This is a genomic window from Streptomyces sp. NPDC045695, from assembly GCF_056432025.1.
This window is the reverse complement of sequence record NZ_JBWKJU010000002.1, coordinates 164098-184232: the sequence shown is the minus strand read 5'-3', so window position 1 is coordinate 184232 and position 20135 is coordinate 164098. Positions and strand designations below refer to the sequence as shown.

20 protein-coding genes are annotated in these 20135 nt (G+C 72.7%); 8 read left to right on the top strand and 12 right to left on the bottom strand.

What is annotated here, in order from left to right:
• Positions 1–19: 19 nt before the first annotated feature.
• From AC07DU_RS03975 to AC07DU_RS03965, 3 genes are all read right to left on the bottom strand, one after another.
• A complete protein-coding gene (locus AC07DU_RS03975) occupies positions 20–2392 on the bottom strand; it encodes a SpoIIE family protein phosphatase (RefSeq protein ID WP_479109491.1) in 2373 nt (790 codons plus the stop codon).
• Between the two features lie 276 nt (positions 2393–2668).
• Positions 2669–3388: a cytidylyl-2-hydroxypropylphosphonate hydrolase gene (fomD, locus tag AC07DU_RS03970; RefSeq protein WP_360898731.1), complete on the bottom strand. Its 720-nt coding sequence runs from the start codon at positions 3386–3388 to the stop codon at positions 2669–2671.
• A 130-nt stretch (positions 3389–3518) separates the two neighbouring features.
• Positions 3519–4922: a class II fumarate hydratase gene (locus tag AC07DU_RS03965; protein WP_479026788.1), complete on the bottom strand. Its 1404-nt coding sequence runs from the start codon at positions 4920–4922 to the stop codon at positions 3519–3521.
• A 132-nt stretch (positions 4923–5054) separates the two neighbouring features.
• On the opposite strand from AC07DU_RS03965, the gene AC07DU_RS03960 reads away from it, so the two are divergent.
• Positions 5055–5297 (top strand): hypothetical protein, encoded by a 243-nt coding sequence (locus tag AC07DU_RS03960; protein ID WP_479109489.1) that lies wholly within the window; start codon positions 5055–5057, stop codon positions 5295–5297.
• A gap of 92 nt (positions 5298–5389) precedes the next feature.
• Here AC07DU_RS03960 and AC07DU_RS03955 read toward each other — a convergent pair whose 3' ends face one another.
• Complete coding sequence (locus AC07DU_RS03955; protein WP_479109487.1) at positions 5390–6163, bottom strand: glycerophosphodiester phosphodiesterase; 774 nt, start codon at positions 6161–6163, stop codon at positions 5390–5392.
• 100 nt (positions 6164–6263) lie between these two features.
• On the opposite strand from AC07DU_RS03955, the gene AC07DU_RS03950 reads away from it, so the two are divergent.
• Positions 6264–6656, top strand: a complete 393-nt coding sequence (locus AC07DU_RS03950) for a hypothetical protein (protein WP_479026795.1) — start codon at positions 6264–6266, stop codon at positions 6654–6656.
• A gap of 3 nt (positions 6657–6659) precedes the next feature.
• Here the strand turns inward: AC07DU_RS03950 and AC07DU_RS03945 are convergent, their stop codons facing one another.
• Positions 6660–7298, bottom strand: a complete 639-nt coding sequence (locus tag AC07DU_RS03945) for a hypothetical protein (protein ID WP_479109485.1) — start codon at positions 7296–7298, stop codon at positions 6660–6662.
• 136 nt (positions 7299–7434) lie between these two features.
• Complete coding sequence (locus tag AC07DU_RS03940; protein WP_360898741.1) at positions 7435–9099, bottom strand: fumarate hydratase; 1665 nt, start codon at positions 9097–9099, stop codon at positions 7435–7437.
• Between the two features lie 171 nt (positions 9100–9270).
• Here AC07DU_RS03940 and AC07DU_RS03935 point away from each other — a divergent pair, with 171 nt between their 5' ends.
• Together AC07DU_RS03935 and AC07DU_RS03930 are read left to right on the top strand one after the other, a co-directional pair.
• Entirely contained in the window at positions 9271–9936 is a 666-nt protein-coding gene (locus AC07DU_RS03935) for a DUF1707 SHOCT-like domain-containing protein (protein WP_360898743.1), read from the top strand.
• A gap of 172 nt (positions 9937–10108) precedes the next feature.
• Entirely contained in the window at positions 10109–10516 is a 408-nt protein-coding gene (locus AC07DU_RS03930; RefSeq protein ID WP_392050538.1) for a WhiB family transcriptional regulator, read from the top strand.
• A gap of 224 nt (positions 10517–10740) precedes the next feature.
• Here AC07DU_RS03930 and glpX read toward each other — a convergent pair whose 3' ends face one another.
• Positions 10741–11772: a class II fructose-bisphosphatase gene (gene glpX, locus AC07DU_RS03925; protein WP_360898745.1), complete on the bottom strand. Its 1032-nt coding sequence runs from the start codon at positions 11770–11772 to the stop codon at positions 10741–10743.
• Positions 11773–12008: 236 nt separating this feature from the next.
• Between glpX and AC07DU_RS03920 the strand changes: the two genes are divergently transcribed.
• Positions 12009–12533, top strand: a complete 525-nt coding sequence (locus tag AC07DU_RS03920; RefSeq protein WP_453372829.1) for a DUF4245 domain-containing protein — start codon at positions 12009–12011, stop codon at positions 12531–12533.
• A gap of 132 nt (positions 12534–12665) precedes the next feature.
• On the opposite strand, the gene AC07DU_RS03915 is transcribed toward AC07DU_RS03920, so the two are convergent.
• The 4 genes from AC07DU_RS03915 to AC07DU_RS03900 form a co-directional block, all read right to left on the bottom strand.
• Complete coding sequence (locus tag AC07DU_RS03915) at positions 12666–13256, bottom strand: malonic semialdehyde reductase (RefSeq protein ID WP_360898746.1); 591 nt, start codon at positions 13254–13256, stop codon at positions 12666–12668.
• A gap of 104 nt (positions 13257–13360) precedes the next feature.
• A complete protein-coding gene (locus tag AC07DU_RS03910; protein ID WP_360898748.1) occupies positions 13361–13579 on the bottom strand; it encodes an exodeoxyribonuclease VII small subunit in 219 nt (72 codons plus the stop codon).
• Between the two features lie 123 nt (positions 13580–13702).
• Entirely contained in the window at positions 13703–14965 is a 1263-nt protein-coding gene (gene xseA / locus AC07DU_RS03905; protein ID WP_479109482.1) for an exodeoxyribonuclease VII large subunit, read from the bottom strand.
• A gap of 121 nt (positions 14966–15086) precedes the next feature.
• A complete protein-coding gene (locus tag AC07DU_RS03900; protein WP_479109888.1) occupies positions 15087–16466 on the bottom strand; it encodes an APC family permease in 1380 nt (459 codons plus the stop codon).
• An 86-nt stretch (positions 16467–16552) separates the two neighbouring features.
• Here AC07DU_RS03900 and AC07DU_RS03895 point away from each other — a divergent pair, with 86 nt between their 5' ends.
• Both AC07DU_RS03895 and ppgK read left to right on the top strand, forming a co-directional pair.
• Positions 16553–17545 (top strand): 4-hydroxy-3-methylbut-2-enyl diphosphate reductase, encoded by a 993-nt coding sequence (locus AC07DU_RS03895; RefSeq protein WP_360898752.1) that lies wholly within the window; start codon positions 16553–16555, stop codon positions 17543–17545.
• 21 nt (positions 17546–17566) lie between these two features.
• A complete protein-coding gene (gene ppgK, locus AC07DU_RS03890; protein WP_479109479.1) occupies positions 17567–18319 on the top strand; it encodes a polyphosphate--glucose phosphotransferase in 753 nt (250 codons plus the stop codon).
• Here the strand turns inward: ppgK and AC07DU_RS03885 are convergent.
• Positions 18316–18732, bottom strand: coding sequence for a DUF6542 domain-containing protein (locus AC07DU_RS03885; RefSeq protein ID WP_360898756.1), 417 nt, complete (start codon positions 18730–18732; stop codon positions 18316–18318). The genes ppgK and AC07DU_RS03885 overlap by 4 nt on opposite strands.
• 231 nt (positions 18733–18963) lie before the next feature.
• Here AC07DU_RS03885 and ychF point away from each other — a divergent pair, with 231 nt between their 5' ends.
• Positions 18964–20052, top strand: coding sequence for a redox-regulated ATPase YchF (gene ychF / locus AC07DU_RS03880; RefSeq protein ID WP_360898758.1), 1089 nt, complete (start codon positions 18964–18966; stop codon positions 20050–20052).
• Positions 20053–20135 lie beyond the last annotated feature (83 nt).

Sequence of the window (20135 nt, the reverse complement as noted above, 5' to 3'; positions counted from 1 at the left end):
CGGTCTTCTCGGGCTCTCCTCAGCGGGGCTCTGGCGTCCCGGGCAGTGCGAGCTCGAACCAGACGACCTTTCCGCTGCTGAGCCGGGTGGCACCCCAGCGGCGGGCCATCCGGTTGACCAGGAACAGGCCGCGGCCGCCCTCGTCGGTGTCCCGCGCCCGGCGCTGGCGCGGCAGTTGCGGGGAGTCGTCGCCGACCTCGCAGCGCAGTACGTCCGTCCGCAGCAGGCGCAGCGTCACCGGCCGCTCCGCGTACCGGACGGCATTGGTGACCACCTCGCTCACCAGCAGCTCCAGGGAGTCCTCCAGCTCCTCCAGGCCCCAACGCGCCAGCGCGCGGCGGGCGAACCGGCGGGCCCTGCCCGGAGCGGTCTCCTCCGGGTCCAGGAACCAGTACGCGACGTCGCTGGGCGCGATCCCGTCGAAGCGGGCCGCGAGCAGCGCGATGTCGTCGTCCCGGTCGCCCGGGCCGAGCATGTCCAGGACGTCGTCGCAGAGCGCCTCCAGCGGCGGCGGGTGGTCCAGGCCCGTCAGCTGGGCGGTGGTGGCCAGGCGCTCGCGGAGCTGCTCGATGCCGGTCCACACGTCCCGCAGGCGCGATTCCACCAGGCCGTCGGTGTAGAGCAGCAGGGTGGCCCCGGCGGGCGCGTCCAGCTCCACGGCCTCGAAGTCCACGCCGCCGACGCCGATGGGGGCGCCGGGGGGTACGCGCAGCACCTCGGCGCGGCCGCCCAGGTGCAGCAGGACCGGCGGCGGGTGGCCGGCGTTGGCGATGGTGATCCGGTGCGCGACGGGGTCGTAGACGGCGTACAGGCAGGTGGCCATGCGGTCGGAGCCGAGGCGCTGCGCCTGCTCGTCCAGGTGGTGCAGGACCTCGGCGGGCGGCAGGTCCAGCTGGGCGAGGGTCTGCGCGGTGGTGCGCAGCTGCCCCATGATCGCGGCGGAGGTCATGGAGTGGCCCATGACGTCGCCGACGACGAGGGCGACCCGGCTGCCGGGCAGGGGTATCGCGTCGTACCAGTCGCCGCCGACCCGGGCCGTCTCGGCGGCGGGCAGGTAGCGGGAGGCCAGGCGCACCCCGGTGGGCTGCGGAAGGCTGTCCGGCAGCATGGTGCGCTGGAGCTCGTCGGCGATGTACGCCTCGCGGCCGTACAGGACCGCCTTGTCGATGCCCAGCGCGGTGTGGGTCGCCAGCTGAGCGGCGACCAGGAGGTCGTTCTGCTCGAAGGCGGGGCGCTCCGGGGTACGCAGGAACACGGCGGCGCCGATCACCCGGCGGCGGCCGCGCAGGGGCGCGAGGACGGCCCGGTTGCCGCGCGGCAGCGGATGCTCCGAACCCAGCAGCTCCGCCAGCGCCTCCTTCGCGCCGGCCGCGGACCCGAAGACGGGCCGTACGCCGCGCAGCACCTCGGCGAGCGCGCCGCCGGGCAGGATCTCGCACAGCTCGGCCGCGGGGAGGTCACCCTGCGGGCCGACCAGCGGCAGTTGGCTGAAGTCGAGCTCGCCGGTGGTCCGCGCGGCCCCGGCGAGGTCGGTTCCCGCGCCGATGGTGCCGTTGCCGTCGGTGAAGTCGTCGATCGGCCGGAGCCGGTCGGTGCGCCGGAGCCTTAAGACGACCGGCCCGAGGGGGCGTTCGTCCCCGACCGGGAGCGGGTCGCGCAGGTAGACGAGGATGGCGTCCGAGAAGGTCGGCACCGTGGCCCGGCACAGGCCGAGCACGATCTCGTCGAGGTCGATGCCGCGGGCGATCCGCCGGGTGGCGGCGCCGACGAAACGCAGCCGGTCCCCTTCGCGCCGGGCCGGCTCGCCTGCGGCGGGGTACGCGGCCGCGGTCCCCGGCGGGTCCTGCGCGACGGGGCGCCCTTCCGGCCCGGCGCCTTCGACGGGACGCCCGGCTTCCGGCCCGGCGCCTTCGACGGGGCGCCCTTCCGGCCCGGCGGCGTCCTGCGCGGTGCGCGCGGGGTCGTCCGCCACGGGGCGGGGGGCTGCCTGCCCGGGGAAGTCCTGTGCGGTGCGGGCCGGCTCGGCGTCCCCGCCCTGCGGGCCGTCCACCGGCCGGGCGGCGCCCCGGGCCCCGCCCGGACCCGACGCGTTGAGGGCGGCCTCGGTGTCCCGCGGTCGGGCGCTGCCCGGGCCCTCGCCGGGGCCTGCGGCGGCCTTGCGGGGCCGGGGGAGGCCGCTGCCGGGTCCCGGGCCCACCGCGGAGCGGGCCGCGCGCGTGTCGGAGGCCGCGGCGGCCGCGCCGCCCTGCTCGGCCGCGGCACCGGGGCCCGGCGCATGCGTGCGTACGGCCTCGGCAGCGGCGATGGGCGCCTTGCCGTGGCCGGCCTCGTCCGTCCCTGCGCCGGAGGCGACGGGCTTCGGGCCCTCCTGGGAGGTGGGGTACTCCGTCACGCGTGGAATTCCGTCCGTTTGCGCTCGATGTGCGCTGCACTCAACTCGGTCAGTCGCGGTATACCCGCTCAGCGGCCCGGGCACCATCGCCCCGAGGATCCTCCCCCAAACTCCCTGCGGCGGACCGCCGCCCCTCGCTGCCTCTCGTCCTGTGTCGAGCCGTCAAGTCCCGCGTGCGGCATGACGCTTGCCGGTGCGCGGCCCGACCGCGCCGTCCCGCGCGCGACCTCGCGGGGGACGATCCTACGGTCGAACCCCCGGGGCGCATCAAGGGTCTCATGAGGTCATATACGCCGGGGTGCGGTCCCAGTCCCCGGGCAGGACCGGAACGGGCCAGGCCGGATCCGGCCGCCAGTCCTGCCAGCCGTCGGAGAACGGCGCCCCCCACGCCTCGATCACCTCGACCGCCGCCCGCCCGGCGGCCCGTACGTCCCGCGCCTGCCGGCGGTCCATCAGGCCGGAGCGCTGCGCCTGCGCGAACTCGTCCTCGTCCAGCCACTTCCAGGTGCGGTCCGGGTAGACCGCGATGTCGAGGAAGTGGTCCACGGAGTCGACCCCGCCGGCCCAGCGGGAGCGCGGGTCCTCCAGGTTCACGTACCAGTTCTTGAACCGCCAGCCGTTGCCCCAGAACAGCCAGACCGACCAGGGGTCCCCGGGCCGTGCCAGCTTCAGCACGCCCCCGCCGAACCAGCGCGAGCGCACGGTGGTGCGCGGCGCGGTGTAGCGGGTGGCGAGCGGCTCCTGGTGGACGGGGGCGCCGTCGGTGAGGGCCGGTCTGACGCATTCGGTGCCGGGCGCCATCCAGACGGCCAGGAGCTCGTCGGTGTCCTGCACGACGGTCACCGGGCGGCAGATGTGCACCGGGCCCTTCAGCCCGGGGGCGTGGTCGCGGTAGCGCCAGAGGATCTGCTCCCCGGGCGCCCAGCGCCTGCCCTGCGCGGGGTCCGACGGCGCGCTGCGCGCCGCGTCGCTCCCAGGCTTGAAAGTACCTGTCATGCGGAGATCTTAGGGCGGGGCCCCGCGGGCCCGCTGCGGGGCGGGTCACCGTGGAGGTCGCCCCGGCCGGGCCGGGGGGAGGGTCCGGGGACGAGAATCGGCCGAATCCGGCCCCCGCCCGGCGGGTGGGTCAGGGGCGCGTCATGCGCAGGACGTCCAGGGCCTCGTCGAGCTGCTCCAGCGTGAGGGCGCCGCGTTCCACGTAGCCGGACTCCAGCACGACCTCCCTGATCGTCTTGCGTTCGGCGAGGGACCTCTTGGCGACCTTGGCGGCCTCCTCGTAACCGATGTAGCGGTTGAGCGGGGTCACCACGGACGGCGAGGACTCGGCGTACTCCCTGGCCCGGGCCTCGTTGGCGGTGATCCCGTCGACCGTGCGGTCCGCGAGCAGGCGGCTCGCGCTGCCGAGCAGCCGGATCGACTCCAGGAGGTTCCTGGCCATCACGGGGAGCATCACGTTGAGTTCGAAGTTGCCGGCCGCGCCCGCCACGGCCACGGTGGCGTCGTTGCCCATCACCTGTGCGGCGACCATCAGGACGGCCTCCGGGATCACCGGATTGACCTTCCCGGGCATGATCGACGAGCCGGGCTGGAGGTCCGGCAGGTTGATTTCGGCCAATCCGGTGCGCGGCCCGGACGCCATCCAGCGCAGGTCGTTGGAGATCTTGGTGAGTGAGACGGCGACCGTACGGAGCATCCCGGAGGTCTCCACGAGCGCGTCCCGCGCGCCCTGGGCCTCGAAGTGGTCGCGCGCCTCGGTCAGCGGCAGGCCGGTGGCGGCGGCCACCTCGGCGATCACCGCGGCGGAGAACCCGGGCGGGGTGTTGATCCCGGTGCCCACCGCGGTGCCGCCCAGCGGCAGCTCGGCGAGCCGGGGCAGGGACGCCTGCAGCCGCTCGATCCCGTAGCGGATCTGCGCCGCGTACCCGCCGAACTCCTGGCCCAGGGTGACCGGGGTGGCGTCCATCAGGTGCGTCCGCCCGGCCTTGACCACCTCCGCGAACTCGGCGGACTTGCGCTCCAGGGCGATTTCGAGGTGGCGCAGGGCCGGGACGAGCTCCCGGGTGACCGCGGCGGTGGCGGCGATGTGGAGGGAGGACGGGAAGACGTCGTTGGAGCTCTGCGAGGCGTTGACGTGGTCGTTGGGGTGGACCTCGCGGCCCAGGCGCTCGGTGGCCAGGGTGGCGATCACCTCGTTGGCGTTCATGTTGGACGAGGTGCCCGAGCCGGTCTGGAAGACGTCCACGGGGAAGTGGTCGTCCCAGCGGCCGTCCGCGACCTCCTCGGCCGCGGACCGGATGGCGTCGGCCACGTCCTGGTCCACCACGCCCAGCCGCGCGTTGACCACGGCGGCGGCGGCCTTGATCCGGGCGAGGGCCTCGATGTGGGCGCGCTCCAGCCGCTGCCCCGAGACGGGGAAGTTCTCCACGGCGCGCTGGGTCTGGGCGCGCCACTTGGCGTGCGCGGGCACCCGTACCTCGCCCATGGAGTCGTGCTCGATCCGGAACGCTTCGGCCTGCTGATCATCGGTCATTTTCACGGCCTCCTCGAAAACATGAGCAATGGTCTGGTTCAAAGTGTTCCCAACTCCCCTACCGGCCGGTAAATCCGGTGGGTAACACCGATGCCCGGGGCGGCGTTCATGGCACGTGCGCGCACCAGACCCGTGCTCAGATCTACCGTCGCCGCGGCCGCGGCGATCGCGGCCGCCCTCGGGGGCGTCACCGCCGTCACCCCGTCGGCCCAGGCGGCGGCCACTGCCGGGGCCCCGGCGGCCACGACGGGAGCCGTCACCCCTGTCGAACTGACCCAGGACCGCTTCCTCGACGCCCCGGGCGCCGCCTACGGCTCCGGCACCGGCCTGATCGTCTGGAACTGCCACGGCGGCACGAACCAGCGCTTCGCGTAACACCGCCGCCCTGTCGGGCCCGTCCCCGACCCGCCCCCACACCCGGCCGGCGCACCCCGGCCGGGCGCTCACCCGACCGCTCACCGCTCACCTCACAGGTCGAGCAGCAGCTTGCGCACGTCCCGCGGCCGGTTGGTGATGATCGTGTCCACGCCGAGCCGCACGCACAGCTCCACGTCCTCGGGCTCGTCCACGGTCCACACCCGCACGGACAGCCCCTCGGCCTTCAGCCGGGCCACCAGACCCGGGTCCCGGCGCACGAGATCGATGCCCGGGCCCGCGTGGGTCGCGTACGGCGGCCGCGGCGGCCTGACCGCCCGCTCGATCAGATAGACGGCCGGCAGCCCGGGCGCGAGCCGGTGCATCCTCGTCAGCGCGTTCCGCGAGAAGCTCATCACCTCCACCCGGCCGGTGGAGCCGTCGGCGAGCCCGTACTCCCGCAGCATCCGCGCCAGCTCGGCCTCCAGCCGGCCGCCCGCGCGGGTCGGGTGCTTGGTCTCGACGGCGAGCCCCACCGGCCGCGGCGCGGCCAGCGCCTCCCGCAGCAGGTCCTCGAAGAGCAACACCCCCGCCCCGCGGTGCTCCTCGCCCTTCCACCCGCCGAAGTCGAGCGCGGCGAGCTCCTCGTACGTCATCTCGGAGACCGCCCCCCGCCCGTCGGAGGTCCGCTCCACGCGCCGGTCGTGCACGCAGACCAGCTTCCGGTCGGCGGTGAGCCGCACATCGCATTCGAGCGCGTCGGCCCCGTCGGCGATGGCCTGCCGGTACGCGGCCATCGTGTGCTCGGGATGCTCGTGGGAGGCCCCCCGGTGGGCGATCACCCGCGTGTCGCGGGCGGTACGGGGGGAGGAGGTCGTCGCTGCCATGGGGAAATCCTTGCAAACCGGCGTGCACGGACAGGTGCGGGGTCGTGTCCCCGACGTTAACCGGATGCGGGCCCCCTCCCGCGCAGGGCAGGGTGACGCCATGCCGGAACCAGGATGGACCCTCTGTGCACCGTGTCCACACTGCGTCTTCCACGCCTGGCAGCGGATCGACGGCGGGAGGTTGTGCTGGGAAGCGGAGTGGGAGTGCGACCAGTGCGAGTTCGGGGGGCCACGCGACGCGTGCACCATCGACGGGGGGTGGGGGCCGGCGCCCGATGGCGTCCGGGCGGCCGTCGTCGCCGCCGAGGGCACGGTGCTGCTCCGCGTGGAGGGCTCCGGGGGCGCGGCCCTGAAGGTCCTCCGCGACGCGCTCGGCATGACGATCCCGCAGGTCCTGGCCGCCGTGCGCGACGGGTACCGGGCCACCCCCGTTGAGGCCCGGTACCTGACGCAGCGGCTGCGCGCCGCCGGGTTCGGCGTCCGCACGCAGTAGGGCCTACTGCTGCGCCGCCGGGCGGGGGGCCAAGGGAGCCGGGGTGACCTTGAAGCCGCCCCGGGTGACCTCGGTGAAGGGCGCCGGGGCCATGCAGGTGCCCACCGTCGGCTCGGCCACCGAGCCGTCGGGCTTCACGTCGACGTTGGCGATGGCCCACGAGAAGCCGACGCGGTCGGGGCCGCCGCGTTCGCCGTCCTGGACGCTGATGCCGATCCGCTTGCCCTCCCAGCCGACGTTCGAGCTCGTGACCACCGCGGTGACCGAGGCCGTCTTGCCGCCGGTGACCATGCAGTCGACCTCCGCCTCGGCCACACCGGTGAAGTCCCGCGCCGGCATGTGGTGGTAGACGGTCACCCGGCCGCGGGCGTCGGTCGGCAGCCCCTGCTCCAGGCCTGTGGACGGATGGGGCCTGCTCCACGGGGCCGATTCGGCGTCGACCGTGAAGCGGATGTCGTCCTCCTTCGGGGCGTAGGGGAAGAGCACCGTCCCGCCCCCGTGCACGGAGGCGGGCTTCGCCGCCACCGCCGCCGCGGACGTGGCGGTGCCGGGTGCGGCCGGTGCGGGGGCCGCCGCGATCAGGCTGGCGACCAGGGCGGCTGCCGATCCGGTGAGGACGAGGGCGCGCGTGCGGTTCTTCATCGTGAATTCCCGTTCCGGGTAGGCCGTTCGGATACGGGAACAGCCTCGCCGGGACCCCGCGCGCCTGCCATCTGCCGAGAGGCGGACATGCGCGAGGGCCCCTCCCCCGAACGGGGGAGAGGCCCTCAGCCGTGCGCTACAGACCCGGTCCGCGGACCGGGATGTGCGTGAACGTCGGCTCCGGGGCCGGGTTCTGGAAGAAGTCGTTGCCCTTGTCGTCCACGACGATGAAGGCCGGGAAGTCCTCGACCTCGATCTTCCAGACCGCCTCCATGCCGAGCTCCTCGTACTCCAGGACCTCGACCTTCTTGATGCAGTCCTGGGCCAGGCGCGCCGCGGGCCCGCCGATCGAGCCCAGGTAGAAGCCGCCGTGCGTACCGCACGCGTCCGTCACCTGCTGGGAGCGGTTGCCCTTGGCCAGCATGACCTTGGAGCCGCCCGCCGCCTGGAACTGCTCGACGTAGGAGTCCATGCGGCCCGCCGTGGTGGGGCCGAAGGAACCGGAGGCGTAGCCCTCGGGGGTCTTCGCGGGGCCGGCGTAGTAGACCGGGTGGTCCTTGAGGTACTGGGGCATCGGCGCGCCCGAGTCCAGCAGCTCCTTGATCTTGGCGTGCGCGATGTCGCGCGCCACGACCAGCGGGCCGGTCAGCGAGAGGCGGGTCTTGACCGGGTGCTTGGTCAGGGTCGCCAGGATCTCGTCCATCGGCTGGTTCAGGTCGATGGAGACGACGTCGGCCGACTCGTCCAGGTGCGAGTCCGTGGTGTCCGGCAGGAAGCGCGCCGGGTCCGTCTCCAGCTGCTCCAGGAAGACGCCCTCGGCGGTGATCTTCGCGGTGGCCTGGCGGTCGGCCGAGCAGGACACGGCGATCGCGACGGGCAGCGAGGCGCCGTGGCGCGGCAGGCGCACGACGCGGACGTCGTGGCAGAAGTACTTGCCGCCGAACTGCGCGCCGATGCCGATCTTCTGGGTGAGCTCGAAGACCTTCTCCTCAAGGCCCAGGTCGCGGAAGCCGTGGCCGGTGGCGGAGCCCTCGGTGGGCAGCTCGTCCAGGTAGTGCGCCGAGGCGTACTTCGCGGTCTTCAGCGCGTGCTCGGCGGAGGTGCCGCCGACCACGATCGCCAGGTGGTAGGGCGGGCAGGCCGCCGTACCGAGCGAACGGATCTTCTCCTCCAGGAACTTCATCATGGAGGCCTCGTTGAGGACCGCCTTGGTCTCCTGGTAGAGGAAGGACTTGTTGGCCGAGCCGCCGCCCTTGGCCATGAAGAGGAACTTGTACGCGCCGCCGTCGGTCGCGTACAGCTCGATCTGCGCGGGCAGGTTCGAGCCGGTGTTCTTCTCCTCCCACATGGTGAGGGGGGCCATCTGCGAGTAGCGCAGGTTCAGCCGCGTGTACGCGTCGTAGATGCCGCGCGAGAGGGCCGCCTCGTCGCCGCCCTCCGTGAGGACGTTCTGGCCGCGCTTGCCCATCACGATGGCCGTGCCCGTGTCCTGACACATCGGCAGGACGCCGGCCGCCGCGATGTTCGCGTTCTTCAGCAGGTCCAGGGCCACGAACTTGTCGTTCGAGGAGGCCTCGGGGTCGTCGATGATGCGGCGCAGCTGCGCGAGGTGCGCGGGGCGCAGGAAGTGCTGGATGTCGTGGATCGCCTCTTCGGCGAGCTTGCGCAGCGCCTCGGGCTCGACCTTGAGGAACGTACGGCCGTCCGCCTCGAAGGTGGACACGCCCTCGGCGGTCACCAGCCGGTAGGGGGTGGTGTCCTCGCCCAGGGGCAGCAGGTCGGTGTACGCAAACTCTGGCATGACGGCAGTCATTCCTCACTCGGCAGACAGCACTGGCGACCATTTGGCAGCGCGGTTAACCAGCGTAGGACCTCTTCCGGGCGCTTCGTCTGTGAGGTAAGGCTCATTGGGCGGGCGCGGGACTCCACTGAGGAGTATCGCGATCTATCGTGTCTGGCTATGCTGGGTGGCGTGGACCTGGAAAAGCACCCCGCCGCCCCCGCCGCACCGGCCGATCTGCGTGCCTCCGACGCCGACCGGGACCGGATCGCGCAGATCCTCTCCGACGCCCTCGCCGAAGGCCGCCTGACGGCCGAGGAACACTCCGACCGCCTGGACTCGCTGTACGCCTTCAAGACGGTCGGTGAGCTGGAGGTCCTCGTACGGGACCTCCCCGCGCCCGGCGGCGTCCATGCCCCGGCCGCGCATCCGGCGCACGCCGCCCCGGCCGACGGCCCCGGCGGCTACACCGAGACGATCGTCGCCGTGTGCAGCAGCTCCGCCCGCAAGGGCCGCTGGCGGCCGGGCGCGCACACCCGCGCGATCTCGGTCATGGGCGACATCACCATCGACCTCACCGAGGCGGTCTTCCAGCAGCAGGTCACCGAGATCAACGTGACCAGCGTCCTCGGCAACGTCGAGGTCCTGGTTCCGGAGAACGTGACCCTGCGCGGCTACGGCAGCGGGGTCCTCGGCAACTTCGAGGTGCGCGGCGAGGGCCGCGGGGAGACCGACCCGCAGGCGCCGGTGGTGATCGTCCGGGGCTTCGCCCTGCTGGGCAACATCGAGGCGCGGCCCCGGCTCGGCGCCCGCCTGGTCGACCTGGCCCGCAAGCTGCGCAAGCCCGACGAAGGCTGACGGCAGCTGACGACGGCTGGCGTGCCGGGGCCCTCGGGGGCGGGGTCTCGCCCAGGGGCTCGTTTCGGCCGAACCCGGCCCGACCCGTGCCACGCGGTGCATAGGGGCGCGTACAGCGGGTAGGGACAGGTGCGTCGTCTCTCGCTCACGTATCCGTCGTCAGGAGTAGACCGTGCCGCAGCCGCCGCATCAGTCCCTGCAGGTCGCCGTCGTGAAGAGCCTTCAGGGTCCTGGGGTGCTCCCGGCGGCAGTCCCGAAGCCACGGGTGCCGGCGCGGGCGGACGACGGCCCATGGCACGCGGAGGCCGTGTGCCGCCGCGACGAGGCGGGTCTCTTCTTCGCACCCTCCAAGGAACCGACCGCGGCCCGGCTCTCCCGCGAGGAAGCCGCCAAGCGCGTCTGCGCCCGCTGCCCGGTGATGGTCGCCTGCCGGGAGCACGCGCTGCTCCAGCCGGAGCCTTACGGGGTCTGGGGCGGGCTCACCGCGGCCGAGCGCCGGGTGGTGCTGACGCGGATGCGGCGCAGGTCGGCCGAGCTGCGCCAGGCCCCGGACGCCGGACCCATCGCCGCCGCGGGCTGAAGTCCAGCGCCGCCGGCGTTTGAGGCGCGGGTCGGGGCGGAGCCCCGGGAAACGCCGCGGCAGGCCGCCCGGTGCACCTGGCACCCCCCGGCCGTCGCTGCCGCCGGCCGCAGGCCGGGGCCGCGGGCGCGAGGCCCCGTAGACCTGCTGCGGTACGCGTACATGCGGAAGGGGCGGTCACCGCCGCATACGGTGACCGCCCCTCTCGTGCCGCCGAGCGCCGACTAGAGCGCGCGGTCGAAGTCGATCGCGCTGTACGCGCGCAGCTTCGACAGGCGGTGCGTGGAGTCGATCTGCCGGATCGTGCCGGACTTCGAGCGCATGACCAGCGAGGACGTCGTCGCGGTCTCCGAGCGGTAGTGGACGCCGCGCAGCAGCTCGCCGTCCGTGATGCCGGTGGCGACGAAGAAGACGTTCTCCCCGGACACCAGGTCGTTCGTGTGCAGGACGCGGTCCAGGTCGTGGCCCGCGTCGATGGCCTTCTGGCGCTCGGCCTCGTCCTTGGGCCACAGCTTGCCCTGGATCGTGCCGCCGAGGCACTTTATGGCGCAGGCCGAGATGATGCCCTCGGGGGTGCCGCCGATGCCGAGCAGCAGGTCCACGCCGGTGCCCTCGCGGACGGCCATGACGGAGCCCGCGACGTCGCCGTCGGAGATGAACTTGATCCGGGCGCCGGTCTCGCGGATCTCCTTGACGATGCCCTCGTGGCGGGGGCGGTCCAGGATGACCACGGTGACGTCCTCGACGGCCATGTTCTTGGCCTTGGCGACCCGGCGGATGTTCACCGAGACGGGCGCGTTGATGTCGACGAAGTCGGCGGCCTCGGGGCCCGTGACCAGCTTCTCCATGTAGAAGACGGCGGACGGGTCGAACATGGTGCCGCGGTCGGCGGCGGCCAGGACGGCGATGGCGTTCGGCATGCCCTTGGCGTTCAGGGTGGTGCCGTCGATCGGGTCCACGGCGATGTCGACCTCGGCGCCGGTACCGTCGCCGACCCTCTCACCGTTGAACAGCATGGGGGCCTCGTCCTTCTCCCCCTCGCCGATGACGACGACGCCGTTCATCGAGACGGTGGAGATCAGGGTGCGCATCGCGTTGACCGCGGCGCCGTCCGCGCCGAGCTTGTCGCCGCGGCCGACCCACCGGCCCGCGGCCATGGCGGCGGCCTCGGTGACCCGGACGAGTTCCAGGGCGAGGTTGCGGTCGGGGGCCTCCGGAGAGACCACGAGCTGGGGCGGCAGGTTGTGCTCGGTCATCGGAGCGCACCTTTCTGTACGGCGACGGCCGGGAAGTGAGGGTGCTGGAACTCTATCGGTAGGTCGACATATTGAGCAGGGCGGGTCACGTATGAGCGGAATATCGGTCAGTCCATTGGCCTGAGCGGACATCTTGCGGCCCCCGGCGCTCCGCGCGTGTCCGACGCGCCGCCCGGCGGGGGTGACCCCGGCGGAGATCGCCCGCGGCGATGCGGGACGATGGTGCCGTGGCAGGTATGAAAGGCAAGCAGACGATCTGGGACATGGTCCGGTCGCTGGGTGTGGTGGGCCTCGTGGTCGCGGGGATGGGGATCTACCTCTTCATCCCGCACGACGACAAGGCCGATCCGACGCGCCCGGTCGACTACCGGGTGGAGACGCTCACGGCCCGGCGCGCGGCCCCGTACCCGGTGGCGGCCCCCGTGGGGCTCCCGGAGCAGTGGCGGGCGACCTCGGTGACGTACGAGCGCAGGAACGCCAACGCCTGGCACCTGGGCTTCCTCGACCCCGACCAGCAGTACGTGGCGGTCGAGCAGTCCACGGACACCTCGCCCGCCTACCTGACCCGCGTCACCCAGAAGGCTGCGGCCACCGGTCAGACGCAGCAGGTCGGCGACACGGCCTGGGAGCGCTGGGACGGCGAGAAGTACGACGCCCTCGTGCGGCGCGAGCAGGGGCACGTGACGGTGGTGACCGGCACGGCCTCCTTCGAGCAGCTCGGGGCGATGGTGGCGGCGCTGGAGTTCAAGCAGGGCGCGTAGCGCGAGCGGGACGCGTAGCGCGAGCGGGGCTGTGGCCCCGTACGCCCGTACCGCGTGCGAAAGGGCCGTGCCCCCGGAAACCCGGGGGCACGGCCCTTTCGCGTGCGGCTGCGACGGCAGCGGCGTCTGCGGTCAGACGGTGGTGACGACCTCGTCGAACGCCAGGCGCGGGGAGCGCGGGAACGCGGCGTCCTCGCCCGGCTTGCCGATGTTGATCACCATCAGCGGGGTGTGGTCGTCGTCCAGGAACTCCTTCTGGAGGCCGTGGAAGTCCACGCCGGTCATCGGGCCCGCGGCCAGGCCGGCGGCGCGGACGCCGACGATGAAGTACGCGGCCTGGAGCGTGGCGTTGACCAGCGCGGACTGCTCGCGCACCGGGCGCTCGGCGAAGAACATGTCCTTGGCCTGCGGGAAGTGCGGCAGCAGCTTGGGGATCTCCTCGTGGAACTCGTTGTCCGCGGAGAGGATCGCGACCAGCGGGGCGGCGGCGGTCTTGGCCTGGTTGCCCTCGTACATGTGCTGCACGAGGCGCTCGCGGGCCTCGGGGGAGCGGACCAGGGTGATGCGCAGCGGGGTCTGGTTGAAAGCGGTGGGGCCGAACTTCACCAGGTCGTAGATCGCCTGCACCTGCTCCTCGGTCACCGGCTCGTCGGAGAACGAGTTGGCGGTGCGGGCCTCGCGGAAGAGGAGGTCCTGCGCGGCGGAGTCAAGAACGAGAGACATCGGAAAGCCTTCTTCCATACGGAGGTGAAGCGTCGAGCGATGTCTCCGACTCTACGGCTGAAGTAGATGAAATTTCAACTAAACCGCTGGGGCGGTGACCGGGATCACTCCTCCGCGGCGGGCTCCCGCGCCGCCAGCGCCGAGTCCAGCCGGGCGCGCGCGCCCTCCAGCCAGTGCCGGCAGACCTTCGCCAGCTCCTCGCCGCGCTCCCAGAGCGCGAGGGAGTCCTCCAGCGAGGTCCCCCCGGCCTCCAGCTTGCGGACGACCTCGATGAGCTCGTCGCGGGCCTGCTCGTACCCCAGCGCCGTTTCGGCCTCTGCCATTCCCTCTTCCCTCCTGTGCGTCGTACGACCCGGTGGTCGAGACGATCTGTTGGTGGCGACGATCTGTTGGTGACAACGATCTGTCGGTCGCGGCGGCGGCCCGATGGCTGCGGCCGTGTGCCCCTACTGCGAAGCCGCGGGCGCCTCGGCCGGCTCCTCGGCCGCCGGTCCCTCGTCCTCGGCGCCCACCCGCACGCAGAACGTGCCCTCCGCCACCCGGGCCCGCAGCGCCTCGTGCGGCGCGACCTCCCCCGGTGAGCGCACCACGTGCCCGTCGGCCCGCTGGAGGACGGCGTAGCCCCGCTCCAGGGTCGCGGCGGGGGACAGCGCCACCACCCGGGCCAGGGTGTGGGAGAGCTCCGAGTCCGCCCGGTCCAGCAGGTGGCCCAGCGTGCGGCGGCTGCGCGCCAGCAGCGCGTCGAGCTCGTCCTCGCGGATGTCCACCATCCGCTGCGGATGCACGAAGACCGGCCGGGCCAGCGCGTGCGCGAGCCCCCGCTCCTCCCGGTCGAGCAGCCCGCTCACCGCGCGCAGCCCCCGCGCCTGCAACTGGCGTACGCGCTCCAGCTCCTCGCCCACGTCCGGCACGACCTTCTTGGCGGCGTCCGTGGGCGTGGAGGCCCGTACGTCCGCGACCAGGTCCAGCAGGGGGGAGTCGGGCTCGTGGCCGATGGCCGAGACCACCGGGGTGCGGGCGGCGGCGACCGTCCGTACGACCTCCTCGTCGGAGAAGGGCAGCAGGTCCTCCACGCTGCCGCCGCCGCGCGCCACGATGATCACGTCCACCTCGGGCAGGGCGTCGAGCTCCTTGACCGCCTCGATCACCTGGGGCACCGCGTGCACCCCCTGGACGGCGACGTTGCGCACCTCGAAGCGGACCGCCGGCCAGCGGCGGCGGGCGTTCTCCAGGACGTCGCGCTCGGCCGCCGAGGCCCGCCCGACCACCAGCCCGACCAGCTGCGGCAGGAAGGGCAGCGGCTTCTTGCGGTCCAGCGCGAAGAGGCCCTCCGAGGCGAGGGACCGCTTGAGCCGCTCCAGCCGGGCGAGCAGCTCACCGATGCCGACCGGCCGTATCTCCGTGGCCCGCAGGGAGAGCTGACCGCGCGGGGCGTACCACTCGGGCTTGGCCAGTACGACCACCCGCGCGCCCTCCGAGACGGCGTCCGCGACCTCGTCGTAGACCTGGCGGAAGCAGGTCACGCTGACCGAGATGTCGTGCGACGGGTCGCGCAGCGTCAGGAAGACCACCCCCGCCCCCGGCCGCCGCGAGAGCTGCGTGATCTGCCCCTCCACCCACACCTGACCGAGCCGCTCGATCCAGCCCCCGATGAGCCGGGACACCTGGCCTACCGGCAGCGGCGCCTCGGCCGACGTATTCAGACCCATGTGCGCAGGTTATCCGTCGGCGCTGACAGCGTCTCAGGCTCCCGCGCGGTGTCGCGGTCCGCGGCCCCGCGCCCGCTCGCGGCGACGCCGGCCGTCCCCGCCGGTCCGCGGCCCCGCCCGCTCACGGCGAAGCCGGCCGTCCCCGCTGGACGAACAGCACCCCCAGCCCCACCACCAGCCACACCGCCCCCACGAGCTGCGCCGTCCTGGCGGCCCCGGCGATCACCGCGACCGTCACCACGGCGCCCAGCACCGGGACCAGCAGGTGCTTCCACCAGTTCGGCGTGCCCTCCCGGCGCCGGACCACGAACCAGCCCACGACCGAGGCGTGCAGCAGCGTGAACGCCACCAGTGCCCCCACGTCCACCACGGACACCAGCTGGTCGAGTCCGTCGTCGCGCCGGGCCGCCCACACGGCCGCGGTCAGCGTGACGGCGGCCGACACCAGCAGCGCGGGCCGCGGGGCGCCGCCCGAGGTCCGCGCGAGCAGCCGGGGCAGGCGCCGCTCCCGGGCCATCGCGAACACCAGCCGCGCGGCCGCCGCCTGCCCGGCCAGTGCCGCGAAGGCCGCCCCGACGGCCTTGCTGACCGCCACCAGGTCGTGCAGCCAGGAGCCCACGGAGGACTCCACCGCGGTGTAGAAGGCCGGGCCCTGGCGCACCGGATCGGCGGCCAGCTCCGCCGAGGAGACCGGGCTGAGCAGCGCCACCAGGTAGGTCTGGACGACGAACAGCACCCCGGCCAGCGCCAGACAGGACAACACCGCCCGCGCCACGCGCCGCGAGCCCCCCGTCACCTCCTCGGCGAAGGAGGCGACGGCATCGAAACCGAGGTACGACAGCACCGCCACGGACACCGCACCGAGGACGGCGCCCGCGGAGAAGCCGAGCGAGCCGTCGCCGGTCAGCGGGGAGAGCCAGCCGCGCCGCGCCCCGTCCTGGACCAAGGCGCCCACCGCGGCGACGACGAAGACGAGCAGGACCAGGACCTCCACGGCCAGCACGGCGAAGCCCACGCGCGCGGCCGCCCGTACGCCCCACAGGTTGAGCAGGGTGGTGACCACGACGGCCAGCGCCGTCCACACCCAGCGGGAGACCTCCGGCACCAGCGCGTTCATCGCGATCCCCGAGAAGAGGTACGCGACGGCCGGGATCAGCAGGTAGTCGAGCATCGCCATCCACCCGGCGATCAGGCCCGGCCCCTCGCCGAGGCCCTTGCGGGCGTACGTGAACACCGAGCCGGCCTGCGGGGCGACCCGCACCATCTGGGCGTAGGAGAAGGCCGTGAAGGCCATCGCGGCGGTCGCGGCGAGGTAGACGAGGGCGACGGCTCCGTGCGACCTGGCGTCCAGGGCGCCGAAGACCCCGACCGGGGCCATGGGGGCGATGAAGAGGAGCCCGTAGACGACCAGGTCCCGGAAGCCGAGGCTCCGGCGCAGGGGGCCGTCCTGGGCCGGCGGCGGTGCGGGCGTCGCCGTACTGGAGTGCGTACCGGACGCCATCGACCCTCCGAGTGATGCTGCGGACACGCTTGCGATCAAGTGTGGGGCGGACGGGGGACGAACGACCTGCTGGGCGCCCCCGTACGATGGAGGGCATGACTGCTGCCGCTTCCCGCCGTGTCCTGCTCGCCGCCCCTCGCGGCTACTGCGCGGGCGTCGACCGAGCCGTGATCGCTGTCGAGAAGGCCCTCGAGCAGTACGGCGCGCCGGTCTACGTCCGTCACGAGATCGTGCACAACAAGTACGTGGTCCAGACCCTGGAGAAGAAGGGCGCCATCTTCGTCGAGCGGACGGAGGAGGTGCCCGAGGGCTCCATCGTGATGTTCTCCGCGCACGGCGTTGCCCCCGTGGTGCACGAGGAGGCGGCGCGCGGCAAGCTCGCGACGATCGACGCGACCTGCCCGCTGGTCACCAAGGTGCACAAGGAAGCCATCCGGTACGCCAACGAGGACTTCGACATCCTCCTCATCGGCCACGAGGGCCACGAGGAGGTCATCGGCACCTCCGGCGAGGCCCCGGACCACATCACGATCGTCGACGGCCCGGACGACGTGGCCAACGTCGAGGTGCGCGACGAGTCGAAGGTCGTCTGGCTGTCCCAGACCACCCTGTCCGTCGACGAGACGATGGAGACCGTCGACGCGCTGAAGACGAAGTTCCCGCTGCTGGTCTCGCCGCCGAGCGACGACATCTGCTACGCCACCTCCAACCGCCAGGCCGCCGTCAAGGCGATGGGCGCGGACTCCGACCTGGTCATCGTGGTCGGCTCGAAGAACTCCTCGAACTCCATCCGGCTGGTCGAGGTCGCGCTCGACGCGGGCGCGCGCGCCGCCTACCTGGTCGACTTCGCGAGCGAGATCGACGAGGCCTGGCTGGAGGGCGTGAGCACGGTCGGCCTCACCTCGGGCGCCTCGGTGCCGGAGGTCCTGGTCGAGGAAGTCCTGGAATGGCTCGCGGCGCGCGGCTACGAGGACGTCGAGATCGTCAAGACCGCCGAGGAGTCGATCGTCTTCTCGCTGCCCAAGGAGCTGCGCCGCGACCTGCGCGCGGAAGCGGCCGAACTGGTCGCCGACAAGTAACTCCTTTCGTACGGTATGTCCATGCAGATCATGGGTGTGGACATCGGCGGTTCCGGGATCAAGGGCGCTCCCGTAGACCTGGACCGCGGCGACCTGGCGCACGAGCGCCACAAAGTACTGACACCGCAGCCGGCCACCCCCGAGGGGGTGGCCGGCTGCGTCGCCGAGGTGGTCGGCGCGTTCTCCTGGTCGGGCCCGGTCGGGGTCACCTTCCCGGGCGTGGTCACGGGCGGCGTCACCCGCACGGCGGCGAACATGGACAAGGCGTGGGTCGGCGTCGACACGGCGGCGCTGCTCAAGCGGGAGCTGGGCGGGTTGCCGGTCACGGTCCTGAACGACGCGGACGCGGCGGGGATCGCGGAGATGACGTACGGGGCCGGGCGCGGGCGGGGCGGCACGGTCATCATGCTCACGCTGGGCACGGGCATCGGGTCCGCCCTGTTCACGGACGGGCGGCTGGTCGCGAACAGTGAGCTCGGGCACCTGGAGCTGAAGGGCCACGACGCGGAGACGCGCGCGTCGGTGAAGGCCAAGGAGGACGGGGACCTCACGTGGGAGCGGTGGGCGCACCGGCTCCAGAAGTACCTCGCGCACGTGGAGATGCTGTTCTCGCCGGACCTCTTCATCATCGGCGGCGGCGTGAGCCGCAAGCCGGAGAAGTTCCTGCCGCTGATCGAGGGCATCCGGGCGGAGATCGTCCCGGCGAAGCTGCAGAACAACGCGGGCATCGTGGGGGCGGCGATGGCGGCTGCGGAGGCGGCGAAGGGTTCCTAGGCGACGCGTCGGGGGAGCCGGCGCCGGCCGATCAGCACGGCCTTGCGCACCACGACGATGAGGGCGGCGGCCAGCGTCCCCGCGTACAGCCAGCCCGCGTGCAGGGACAGGACGGACACCAGCCCCATCAGCTGCCCGCCGAGGCCGCCGGAGCCGCCCGAGATGGGCCACACTCCGGCGGCGAAGGCGATCGGGACACTGATAGGCGCGGTGATCAGGTCGGCGGGCCGCACCCAGAGGCCGGTGGCGGCCGCGACGGGCACGAAGAGCAGCCCGTAGACGAAGAGCGACGCGTCGAAGAGCAGCCAGCAGATCCCGCCGACCAGCACCATCGCGGCGCACGAGAACAGCCCGCCGCCCAGCCCGGTCAGCCGGGGCCGGGGCATCCGCCGCGCGGCGGTCGCGGCGGCCACGGCCGGGTGCGTGCGCTGGGCCGGGGGCCGCACGGGCCGCCGTGGTCCCGAGGGTCGCTGCGGGTGAGGGGCCGGTCGCGTCCTGTATTGCTCCACCCCACCAAACTAGGCGGGGGGAGCGCCGGATCGGGCCCCGGACACGCGTACATCCACGGCCACTCATCGGAAAGTAAACTGTCCGGTGGCCCACCTCCGGGCCGCCGCCCCCTCCAGCTACGGGAAGTCGCCAACGTGTCGCTCACGATCGGAATCGTCGGCCTGCCGAATGTCGGCAAGTCGACCCTGTTCAACGCCCTGACCAAGAACGACGTGCTGGCGGCCAACTACCCGTTCGCCACCATCGAGCCGAACGTCGGCGTCGTCGGCGTCCCCGACAAGCGCCTCGCGGTCCTCGCGGACATCTTCGGCTCGCAGCGGGTGCTCCCGGCGACGGTCGACTTCGTCGACATCGCGGGCATCGTGCGCGGCGCCTCGGAGGGTGAGGGCCTGGGCAACAAGTTCCTCGCCAACATCCGCGAGTCCGACGCCATCTGCCAGGTCATCCGCGCCTTCAAGGACGAGAACGTCGTCCACGTCGACGGCAAGGTCTCGCCGAAGGACGACATCGAGACGATCAACACCGAGCTGATCCTCGCCGACCTCCAGTCCATCGAGAAGGCGGTGCCGCGCCTGACGAAGGAGTCCCGCCTCCAGAAGGAGAAGGTCGCGGTCCTGGCCGCCGTCGAGAAGGCGCAGAAGATCCTGGAGGAGGGCCACACCCTCTTCTCCCGCGGGATCACCAAGGGCACGGAGCAGGGCGACCTCCTCCACGAGCTCCACCTCCTGACGACGAAGCCCTTCCTCTACGTCTTCAACGTGGACGAGGACGAGCTGACGGACGACGCCTTCAAGGCGGAGCAGTCCGCGCTGGTCGCCCCCGCGGAGGCGATCTTCCTCAACGCCAAGCTGGAGGCGGACCTCGTCGAGCTCGACGACGACGAGGCCCTGGAACTCCTCCAGTCGGTCGGCCAGGACGAGCCGGGCATGGCCACCCTGGGCCGCGTCGGCTTCACCACGCTGGGCCTGCAGACCTACCTGACGGCCGGCCCGAAGGAAACCCGCGCCTGGACCATCAAGCGCGGCGCCACCGCCCCCGAGGCCGCCGGCGTGATCCACACCGACTTCCAGCGCGGCTTCATCAAGGCCGAGGTCATCTCGTTCGAGGACCTGGTCGCCTGCGGCTCGGTGGCGGAAGCCCGCGCGAAGGGCAAGGCCCGCATGGAGGGCAAGGACTACGTGATGCAGGACGGCGACGTGGTGGAGTTCCGCTTCAACGTCTAGTCGTTTCGTTGCTGCCTGCGAGCGAGTTCCAGTAATCGCAAAGGCCAGAAGGGGTCGGCTCCTCCAGGGGTCGGCCCCTTCGC